A 10374-nucleotide genomic window follows, 5' to 3' on the forward strand; every position below is an offset into this window, starting at 1 on the left:
GGTCATAATTTTCTCCTTTACTATATTAATAATTTTATCATAAATTTTATATATAAGGAAATTAACGACAAAAAAAGACACCCTGCGGTGCCTTTAGATTTTATTTGATTTTTTTATAGCCAAGACCTGCGCCTATTAAGCCAACAAGAGCAAGGCCTGCGCTGATTAGACCAGTTTTTGGGTTTGGTGCTGACTCTTTGTTTTTGCCAGCCATTACTTCTTCGATTTTATAAATTTTGCCAAATTGGGCCGGGTAAGAAGTTAGGGCAACATCATTTGAAAAGATTTTGTATTCCTTGCCTTCTTTGATTTCTAACTTACCAAAGTCTTTTTTAGGAACTAGGTACTTATCTTCCTTGTTTGACTTCCTATAAACAGTCACACCTTCCTCATCGATTTTTTCTACTACAAAGATGTCAGAAATAGTTTTTTCAGCTTCTTTTTCTGCTGGTTTCTCTTTAGACTTTTCCTTTTCAGGTTTTTTCTCTTTTTCAGCTGGATTTTGTTTTCCTTTTTTATTCTCAGCTGGTTTTTGATTTTCTTTAGGAGCCCCTTTTTCAAGGTCAACCTTATATACAGCTGCAAACTGGGCTGGATCTGAAGTTAGGATTTCTTCTGATGTTTCAATCTTATAAGTTTCTCCAACTTGAGGATTTGCCTTGCCAAAGTTTTTCTTTGCAATATTATACTTGCTTTCTTTCATATCCTTTTCATGAACTGTCACTATATCTTTAGTAACTTTTTCAACAACATAAGATTTAACCATGGTCTTAGTTGGTTTTTTCATTTCTTTTTTCTCAACTATTGAGAAAATCTTGCCAAATTGGGCTGGGTAGGATTTTAAAGAAATGTTATCTGATGTGATAGTAAAGACCTTGCCTTTTTCGATTTTCATGCCCTTAAATTCTGATTTTGGGACATTGTAAAGGTTTGATTCGTTGCCAACTTCATATAGGTCAACACCCTCTTCATAAATTTCTTTAACAACAAAGTCCCTTACAACTTTTTTCTGAGCTTCCTTCTTTTCTTCCTTATTATTTTCTTTTTGAACTGCTTTAATTTCATAAATTTTTGCAAATTGGGCTGGATATGTGTTTAAAACTACATCATCGGAGACAATCCTTACTTCCATGCCTACTTTTAAATCAATACCCTTAAATTCTTTTTTAGCCACATTGTAAAGATCATTAGGATTTGATTTTTTAGCAACCAAGACTCCTTGGCCTTCTATTTTCTTTACAATATAGTTTGCAGAAATTTTTGCAACTGCCATTTGACTTTCTTCCATCATTTTTTCATCATTAGTGTCTTCAATTTCTTCGCTAGCATAGGCTGTGTTAATTAACATGGCTGAGATTGCTAGGGCTAGTAATAATTTAGATTTTTTCATGACACCCTCCTTAATTTTTTTCTATTAGTGTCTTTCTTAATCCTATAATACCCAAAAGAGTGTTAATTTTGTGTTAAATTTGTAGAAATCTTTAAAGAAATTAAAAACTGACCTCCAAATTATTCCTAAATCAAGAGGTCAGATGAAAAATTTTGTAAATATTCTTAGCTCTTATACTTCATAAGAAAAACCATCAATAGATTTTTTGTTTTCAATATTATCTTCATCAAGAAAATCTAATTGCCTTATACCGCCAATCCTTGCCACAAGAGAATTAGGAAAACTAACAATTTCTTGGTTTAAAATGCTAATATTATTGTTAACTATCCTCTTTGCAGCGGCCAATTGTTCATTTTCATCATCAATTTCCTTTTGTAAATTTAAAAATTCTTCAGATGACCTCAATTCTGGATAGGCCTCGGCAAGGGCAAAAATCTTATCGATAGTCTGGTCTTGGTTTTCCATTGTGGTATTAAAGTCTTTTATACTATGGTTATTTCTTGATTTTGCCAAATCTATAAATGTATCTTTTTCATATTTTGCATATGATTTTGCAACATTTATCATTTGAGAAATCGAATCGTACCTTTTTGCAAGAGCGATATCGACATTTTTCTTAGACTCTTCGATAATAACCTCATATCTTTTCAGTCTATTTAAGATCTTTACAACTAATCTGACAACTAAAAATAAAATAAGTGGTATTAATAAAAATTTAATATCCATAAAATCTCCTTAGTAATTTTTCCTATAATTTTTTTCTAATCAAATCCATGAGCCCATAAAAATATCCCAAATCCATCCCAACTTTGTCATACTCGCCACTTAGGGAAAGTTTTTCAATTTCAGATTTTTTTGTTGGTGGGGTAAAGATATTTGACCATGATCTAAAACCCATCATAAGCCCATCTTCATCCATATACAGCCACAAGCCAGTCCTACCTATCCAAGCATTCATTATATTAATAATATTAGGATCAAGGATCCTTTTTGCACCAAGCTCATCTGTAGCAAAAACCCCATAGGCATTATTAAAATCAATCGATTCTGTAAATATTTCTCTTTCTCCATCACGGATTTTTCCATAGGATATGTCCATATGTGGACCGTATTCATTCCTAAATTTTAGGGGAACAATTCTTACATGACCTGTGAACTTAGTTTTAAAATTCATCAATAAAACCTGGCCGCCAAAATCCGTCCTATAAATAATATTTCCCTTTGAATTTCTATCCTGGGCACGAGCTTCTAGATTAAAAAGCTGGGTCTTGTATTCATCTGCAAAACTTATATGACAGTTTGATTCATAACTATAGGCACGAGGAAAAATTTTATCAAAATCACTTTCTTCCAGAGCATCTTCATAATCTACCCTAGTCCCTGGGAAGATTTCATCCAAAATCGGATTTACAAAACCATCTACATAGTCACCACTAATATCATGGTCAACCTTATTAGGAGACCTAAAAAATTTAAAATAGCAAACTAATCCTATTACGAAAAGCGAATAGTAACGAGTACCTATGAGCAAAAGCCCAATTAATCCAGCAATCAAGAGCCTATAGTCAAAGGTCTCTGTTTCTTTGCCCTTCATCTTTTCTTTTATGGCCAAAAGTTTTGCCTGCATTTCGGGAGATTTTTCTTTTTCTTCAATTCTCTTTAATGTATCAGGACTTGAAAAAGCATTATTATAATATTCCTTCACTATCTCACCCCTTTTTTAATAATATACTTCCATTTTTTCATCAAAACTTTATTAAAAATAAGATGCTTTTACAAAAATTTTCTTTATTGCTTATAAGTTGTATATTATATAATAGAGAATAAATAAAGAGAGGTAATTATGAAATTTATTTCATGGAATATAGATTCACTAAACGCAGCCCTTACATCTGATTCGGCAAGGGCTTTATTGAGCCGTTTAGTTTTAGATAGGCTTGTAAAAGAAGATGCTGATGTAATTGCCATCCAGGAAACCAAACTTCCCTACACCGGCCTCAGCAAAAAACATATAGGCAAAATTTCCGAATATTTCCCTGACTATGACTATGTTTACAGGTCAAGCGAAGAACCTGCCAGAAAATCCTACGCAGGAACCATGACCCTTTACAAAAAAGGCCTTGAAGTAGAAGCATCTTACCCAGAAATTGGCGCTCCATGTACCATGGACTCTGAGGGCAGGATTATCACCCTAGAATTTAAAGATTTTTACTTCACCCACGTCTACACTCCAAATGCCGGCAACGGTCTAAGTAGACTTGCTGATAGGCAAGTTTGGGATAAGCTTTATGCAGATTATTTGGCGAGTCTAGATCAAAATAAACCAGTAATAGCAGCTGGTGACTTTAATGTTGCCCACGAAGAAATCGACCTTGCCCACCCAGAAAACAACCATGAATCAGCTGGTTTTACAGATGAGGAAAGGGAAGGCTTTACAAATCTTTTAGCAAAGGGCTTTACAGACACCTTTAGGCACATACACGGCAATGTCGAAGGAAAATATACCTGGTGGGCCCAAAGAGTAAAAACAAGCAAAATCAATAATTCCGGCTGGAGAATTGATTATTTCCTAGTTTCAGATAGGATTAAAGATTTAATCACAAATTCAGACATGATCGACTCAGGCGAAAGACAAGACCACACCCCAATTGTTTTAGAAATTAATATATAAGAAAAAACCTTGAAGGATTGAACTGACCCCTAAAAGTTAGACTTAAAAAACTAACTAAAGGAGGTCAGTTTTTAAATGACAAAATACAATACAAAATTTAAAATTAAAGTATAAAAAGAGTATCTAAAAGGAAAAATAGGATTTAAAGAATTATCAAAAAAAGTTTGACAAGTAGTAAAAATAGCCTATATTGATGGCAAAATGCTCAAAGGAAAATTATTGGGCATTACCTCTTATGAATCTCTGATTGAACTTCCTGATGATGAAACGGATGCTCCTTTTGTTGTTTTAATAGGAGATGCAAATATATTCGTTAAAGAGAGATTATGCAAGTAAAAAACGGTCAAAAACCTATCAATGTAAGTTTCTGACCGTTTTATTTATTTATTGAAGAAATAATTCAATAGAATCCCTAATACACAAAGTGGGATAATCATGTATAGGAACCATGGATCGTTATTTTTTTGATAATACAAAAGAGCTAAGGTTATTGTGAGTATGATACCGATAAAAATTTTTGTTGTTTTTGAATTAAATTTCATAATTTTTTTCCTTTAAATTTTAGCTTATTATCTGTTTTTATTTAGGATTTGTTTCAATCCACTTTCAAGTTAAACAAAAACTGTTTAAGTTTTCAGTTTACGTTTTTCGGTTTTTGAAATCAAGAAATAGGTTGTTTAAAATATTAAATCAAATCAACTATAATTCTATATCTAAATTCAATTTCAAATTACTTTTACACTCTTAATTTTTTATCATCCATATAAACATCATCAATAATGGCAGAGCCTAGGCAGACTTCACCGTCGTAGAAAACTGCGGCTTGGCCTGGAGTTACGGCCTTGGTTTCATCATAAGTCACCTCAACTTTGCCATCTCCTAGGACTTTTACATGAGCTCTTATATCTGCTTGCCTGTACCTAAATTTAGCTGTGCAATCAAATTCTTCTGGGCATTTTTTATCAGAAATTGTAGAAAATTCTGAGGCGTATAGCTTATTTGAAAATAAAAGTGGATTGTTTTTGCCTTGGCAGACTAAAAGTTCGTTTTTCTCTAAATCTTTTCCATAAACAAACCAAGCTTCTCCCTCACCGCCAATACCAAGTCCACGTCTTTGGCCGATTGTGTGATACATTAGACCGTCGTGTCTTCCCATGATATTGCCTTCAGTGTCGACAATATTTCCCGGTTGGGCTGGCAGATAGTGGGATAAAAATTCATTGAAATCCCTTTCGCCAATGAAGCAAATTCCTGTGGAATCCTTCTTATTTGCAGTTGCAAGGCCCGCTTTTTTGGCAATTTCCCTTACTTCTGATTTTTGCAAATCTCCTACCGGAAATAAAACATCTTTTATTTGTCCTTGGGAAAGTTGGCTTAGGAAATAGGTCTGGTCCTTATTAGAATCAAGACCCCTTAGCATCTTTGTTTCCCCATCTTTTCTATCGACTCTAGCGTAATGACCTGTTGCCAGATAGTCTGCTCCGAGATTTTTGGCAAAGTCCAAAAAGGCCTTGAACTTTATTTCCTTATTGCACATGATATCAGGGTTTGGGGGCCTCCCCTTCTTGTATTCATCAAGAAAGTAGGAAAAAACCCTGTCGTAGTATTCTTTTTCAAAATTTATAGAGTAATAGGGAATCCCGATTTGGTTGCAAACAGCTACCGCATCTTCGAAGTCTTCTTCGGCAGTGCAAAACCCATTTTCATCGGTATCGTCCCAGTTTTTCATGAAAATCCCTGTCACATCATAGCCTTCTTCCTTTAGAAGAAGGGCCGCAACAGAAGAATCCACCCCACCTGAAATCCCAACTATTACCTTTATATCTTTTTTATCTGTCATCTCAATTCTCCTAAAACTTCAATAAGCCTATCTATATCTTCTCTTGTGTTTTCAAAACCAAGGCTAATCCTAAGTGAATGGCTGGCCCTGTCTTCTCCGTAGATTCTTTCGACTACTTTAGATGGAATTACAGCCCCTGCCCTGCAAGCAGAACCTGCAGAAACGGCTATGCCATGCATATCAAGATAGGTTAGCAAAAAGTCTGACCTAAAGTCCTTAAAATAGATATTTACTATATGGTCTACAGTCTTTTCTGGGTTGGCATTTATTTGGTAAGATAACTTTGATTTATCTAAAGAATCTAGCAAATATTTTTTCAAATCCTTAATCTTTTCTCTTTCTTCTATCATATAGGGAAAAGACTTGGCCATGGAATAGGCTCCCATTACAAAGGAAGTACCAGCCCTGCGGTATTTTTCCTGCTCACCGCCCTTTATAAAGGAAGGTAGATTTTCCCTTGCAAATAAAATTCCAAAACCATTTATACCCCCGATTTTGTGGCCAGAAAGTGATAAAAAGTCAATATTCATTTCATCCACATCTATATCCAAATGGCCGTAGGCTTGGACGCAGTCGACGTGGAAATAAATGTCCTTGTCCTTTAAAAATTCACCAATTTCCTTAATTGGCATTATAAGGCCCATTTCATTATTAACCATCATTACCGAAACGAGTTTAACCTCATCTGTGATTTTTTCCTTTATTTGATCAAGACTTATCCCTTCTTTTCCTGCTTCAATAAGAATGGTATTTTCTGGATCGTAGGTGTTTTCAATAGAGTCATGCTCGATATTTGTTGTAAGAATTTTTTTATCTTTAAAAGCTGATAGGACTGTGTTGTTTGATTCACTTGCTCCGGATGTGAAAATCACCTGGCTTGGCTTTGCCCCTATGGATTTCGCTATAGTTTTTCTGGCATCTTCTAAAATCTTTTTGGCATCCCTTCCAAAAGAATGGCTAGAATCTGGATTTCCGTCAAATAAATCAGACTTTTCTAATATTTCTTCTAAAATTTTCTTTCTTTTTATGCTAGTTGCTGCATAGTCAAAATAAATCTTCTTCATTCTCTCAATATACTTTTCTATGGCTTGTATTCAAGGTTTTTAGCCAAAGTAAAAACCGCCCAATGGCGGTTATGAACTGGTAGCCGGACACAGGCGGCACCGAGCCAGCCAGCTGGCAGAGGAAGATACAATGCCGGTCATTGTCCGGGATTTGACGATGACGTCGCCACCATCATCATGGTTGACAGCAACTTGCAGCGAGAAGAACTCCTCCCCAGTGAAAGGGCTTTTGCCTACAAGATGACGTTGCAGGCTATGAAACATCAGTGGAACGTATGGTTTTAACTTGTGCAGCACTTGGGCACAAGTCCGATGGAAAGAAATCCAGGGATATTTTGGCGAAGCAGGTCGGACAGAGTAAAACTCAGATTCAAAAATACATTCGCCTGACTGAGTTAATTCCCGAACTATTGAACATGGTGGACGGGAGAAAATCACCTTTAATCCGGCCTATGAGGCGTCTTTTCTCAAACCAGAGGAACAGCAGATGATTTTAGAAACGATGGATTATGAGCAGGTCACCCATTCTCTCTCAGGTCCAGCGCATGAAAAAGTTTAGCCAGGGCGGGAAACTCCCCAGCAAATCCATGCTGGCGATTATGTCGGGGGGGAAAGAAAAGAGAGCTGGACAAAGCGACCTTTTCTTCCGATACCTTGCGGAAGTATTTCCCCAAAATCTATGCCCCCAAGCGCAAGGAGGAAACCATCATCAAGCTGCTGGAACAATGGCAGCGCAAGGGAGCCGCGGCTATCCTTGAGCATTTCTTGCTGGTATTTACTATTTTGAGATTAATTGTGATACATATAATGAATTAGTCACACGCTGCACTACCTTTATGGAAATGTAGGAGGAATTTAAAAAAAATCACTTTCAGCACAGTGGAAGATGACGCAGGAACGTCCAGGAAGGGTGGAAGCTTTTACGCATGATTTAAAAATACCAGGGTGCTTTTCAAGAATTAGATGCAATTATTTGTAGCATCATTTTAGATATTTCTTTTGGAGACGGACGATTTTCCATTTGAATCCATTCGGAAAGAAGATTCCAAAGTGCACCAGCACTGACAAGCAGTGCAGCTTTCTTTTCAAAGATGCTGTTGTACAAATTTTGATTTCCACGAACGGTATCATGAATCACAGGTAAGGCCTGATTGAATTCTTCCAGCAGATAATAGAATAGATGATTCTGTTGCAAAAGACGCAAAAAGTCGATTTGTTTCTCCCAAAAGGTAAAAAACACTTCCACAATCTGCTCCAGTGTATAGTGCCTGTCTTTTTGAAAATAAGTAATGTAGTCCTCACATCTTTCTAAGAAGCATTGCTGTAATACCTGCTCCTTCGAATCAAAGATCCTATAAAAAGTTCTTCTTGATAAAAGCGCATGTTCGGCGATTTCTGTTACGGTAATACGAGCGTAGTCTTTTTGGCTCATAAGATCCAACAAGGACTGCATAAACCATTGACGGGATTGCTCAGCGATGGGATTCTTTTCCTTTTTTACCAAACTCATTTTGTTCCTCCTGTCACACTTTTTCGGGATTGTAGCACTTGAACCGCTTATATTGACAATCATGTCTTATTAAGTATACTATAAATTAGAAAGTGACACAAGTGAGACAGATAAAGGAGGCTCAATTTTATGAATACAATAAATACGATTGTTTGGCTGTTCCCTGTTATTTTTATGCTGCATGACTTCGAGGAGATTATTTTTGTGGAGGCATGGAAACAGAAATATAAAAGAAAAATACAAACAACAAAAATGAAGAAGATTCCATTTGCCGATTTGGGAAGCACACCGTCATTTTCCATTGGTGTATTGATTGAATTTTTCATTATTTCAGCTTTATCCCTCTCTGCTTGTATCTTTGATTGGTACTTTGTGTGGCTGGGATTATTTTTTGGATTTACCATTCACCTGATTGTGCATTGTATGTTGGCGTTGCAATTTAATGGCTATGTACCCGGCGTGGTCACCGCAATCCCGTTCCTTCCATTATGCTTTTATATCCTTTGGGTTTCAAATAAATTCCTATCTTTTACAAAAGCTCAATTATGGATCAGTTGTGTAGTAGGCGCTATTTTGATGCTCTTAATGGTGGCTATTTTGCATAGATGTATGAAATCCTTTGAAACTTTTATCAAAAAGTGGGAAATTTAATTACCCACAAATAGCAAATTTTTAAGGAGGTCTTTTGCATGGAGTTGATATTTAAACAAGGTATGTATCACCTAAATCCTGATCCTAATTTTAACTTTCAGCTTAACCGCGTCATTCTTTGGAATGGCGGGAATTTAAACGATGTGATGCAGTCTGCCAAAAAGATTATAGACAACACAAGCTGGAAGAAGGAAATGATTTACCTTGGGGATCATGCACTCTCTCAAAACAGAATCCCTCAGGCAATTGCATATTACCGAATGAGCGAATTTTTTGATGGAAATCCTGGCAACAAGGAATACTATATAAAAGCTACGGTACTGTTTTATGAGTATTACCATTCTTATTTCGATGAGGGACGTGTCCAGAAAATTCAAGTTCCATATGAAGATGTTATGCTGCCAATCATGGTTGCAAAAGCTCAAAAACAATGTAAGGGCACCATTCTTTTACATGGTGGTAACGATTCATGCTTTGAGGAAATGTTTTTGCCGATGTTATATCTTTCTGAACAAGGGTATGATGTATATCTATTTGAAGGTCCTGGACAAGGCAACGTTATTCGTGTTCAAGGGAAACACTTTACATATGCTTGGGAACATCCAGTCAAAGAAATATTAGATTTCTTTCATTTGAATAACGTCATTATTATTGGTGTTTCTTTGGGAGCTATGCTGGCCCTGCGTGCTGCTGCATTTGACAAAAGAATTACAAGGGTTGTATCTTGGTCTGTTTTACCGGACTTTCTTGACGTGGTTCTCGACCAAATACCAAAAAATGTAGGCGGTATTGTTAGGTTTATGTTGAAACATAATCTCAGCATCGTTCTCAGCCCTATTCTTTGCATGATGAAATTGATACGTAAGAATGACCCATTATTTCAATGGGGTGTCAATCATGGAATGAACGCCTATGGAGCTGACAGCATTTATGATTATCTGAAAAAAGTGAGTAAATATCAGATTATGGATGTGGCCTCCATGATTGAACAAGATGTATTGATTCTTGGTGCCAACCAAGACCACTTAGTTGATTACCGAATGATCGGCAAAGAAATCAACGCACTTACCAATGCGAACTCTCTCACATTTCGCCTTTTTACTGAAAAAGAAAATGCGGGAAATCATTGCAATTTAGGAAATGCCAAACTGGCTTTAGATGTGATACTGCAATGGTTGACATTTTTAAAACATCGTGATTTAGAAGTTAGAAAGAATTGAATTCATTTCAAGAATCTCATGTACATCT

General features: G+C 36.0%; 9 protein-coding genes and 1 pseudogene. 4 read left to right on the plus strand and 6 right to left on the minus strand.

The window, feature by feature from the left end; translation table 11 throughout:
• Positions 1 to 100 precede the first annotated feature (100 nt).
• From RQ907_RS05650 to RQ907_RS05660, 3 genes are all read right to left on the minus strand, one after another.
• Positions 101 to 1390 (minus strand): hypothetical protein, encoded by a 1290-nt coding sequence (locus tag RQ907_RS05650; RefSeq protein WP_311492407.1) that lies wholly within the window; start codon positions 1388 to 1390, stop codon positions 101 to 103.
• Between the two features lie 171 nt (positions 1391 to 1561).
• Positions 1562 to 2116 carry a LemA family protein gene (locus RQ907_RS05655; RefSeq protein WP_311492408.1) on the minus strand — a complete coding sequence of 185 codons (555 nt, stop codon included), beginning with the start codon at positions 2114 to 2116 and terminating at the stop codon, positions 1562 to 1564.
• A 22-nt stretch (positions 2117 to 2138) separates the two neighbouring features.
• Complete coding sequence (locus RQ907_RS05660) at positions 2139 to 3095, minus strand: DUF3137 domain-containing protein (protein ID WP_311492409.1); 957 nt, start codon at positions 3093 to 3095, stop codon at positions 2139 to 2141.
• Positions 3096 to 3233: 138 nt separating this feature from the next.
• Here RQ907_RS05660 and RQ907_RS05665 point away from each other — a divergent pair, with 138 nt between their 5' ends.
• Entirely contained in the window at positions 3234 to 4061 is an 828-nt protein-coding gene (locus tag RQ907_RS05665; RefSeq protein WP_311492410.1) for an exodeoxyribonuclease III, read from the plus strand.
• A gap of 736 nt (positions 4062 to 4797) precedes the next feature.
• Here RQ907_RS05665 and mnmA read toward each other — a convergent pair.
• Both mnmA and RQ907_RS05675 read right to left on the minus strand, forming a co-directional pair.
• Entirely contained in the window at positions 4798 to 5901 is a 1104-nt protein-coding gene (gene mnmA, locus RQ907_RS05670) for a tRNA 2-thiouridine(34) synthase MnmA (protein ID WP_311492411.1), read from the minus strand.
• Positions 5898 to 6965 carry a cysteine desulfurase family protein gene (locus RQ907_RS05675; protein ID WP_311492412.1) on the minus strand — a complete coding sequence of 356 codons (1068 nt, stop codon included), beginning with the start codon at positions 6963 to 6965 and terminating at the stop codon, positions 5898 to 5900. The genes mnmA and RQ907_RS05675 overlap by 4 nt, the downstream gene beginning before the upstream one ends.
• A 58-nt stretch (positions 6966 to 7023) precedes the next feature.
• Here RQ907_RS05675 and RQ907_RS05680 point away from each other — a divergent pair.
• Positions 7024 to 7781, plus strand: a pseudogene (locus RQ907_RS05680) (ParB/RepB/Spo0J family partition protein); the annotation flags it as partial.
• A gap of 136 nt (positions 7782 to 7917) precedes the next feature.
• Here RQ907_RS05680 and RQ907_RS05685 read toward each other — a convergent pair.
• Complete coding sequence (locus RQ907_RS05685; protein ID WP_311492413.1) at positions 7918 to 8475, minus strand: TetR/AcrR family transcriptional regulator; 558 nt, start codon at positions 8473 to 8475, stop codon at positions 7918 to 7920.
• 129 nt (positions 8476 to 8604) lie between these two features.
• Between RQ907_RS05685 and RQ907_RS05690 the strand changes: the two genes are divergently transcribed.
• Both RQ907_RS05690 and RQ907_RS05695 read left to right on the plus strand, forming a co-directional pair.
• Positions 8605 to 9126, plus strand: a complete 522-nt coding sequence (locus RQ907_RS05690; protein ID WP_311492414.1) for an HXXEE domain-containing protein — start codon at positions 8605 to 8607, stop codon at positions 9124 to 9126.
• Positions 9127 to 9164: 38 nt separating this feature from the next.
• Positions 9165 to 10346 carry an alpha/beta fold hydrolase gene (locus RQ907_RS05695; RefSeq protein WP_311492415.1) on the plus strand — a complete coding sequence of 394 codons (1182 nt, stop codon included), beginning with the start codon at positions 9165 to 9167 and terminating at the stop codon, positions 10344 to 10346.
• The last annotated feature ends 28 nt before the right edge of the window (positions 10347 to 10374 follow it).

The organism is uncultured Anaerococcus sp. (genome assembly GCF_963510575.1).
In the GTDB taxonomy this organism is placed as follows: domain Bacteria; phylum Bacillota; class Clostridia; order Tissierellales; family Peptoniphilaceae; genus Anaerococcus.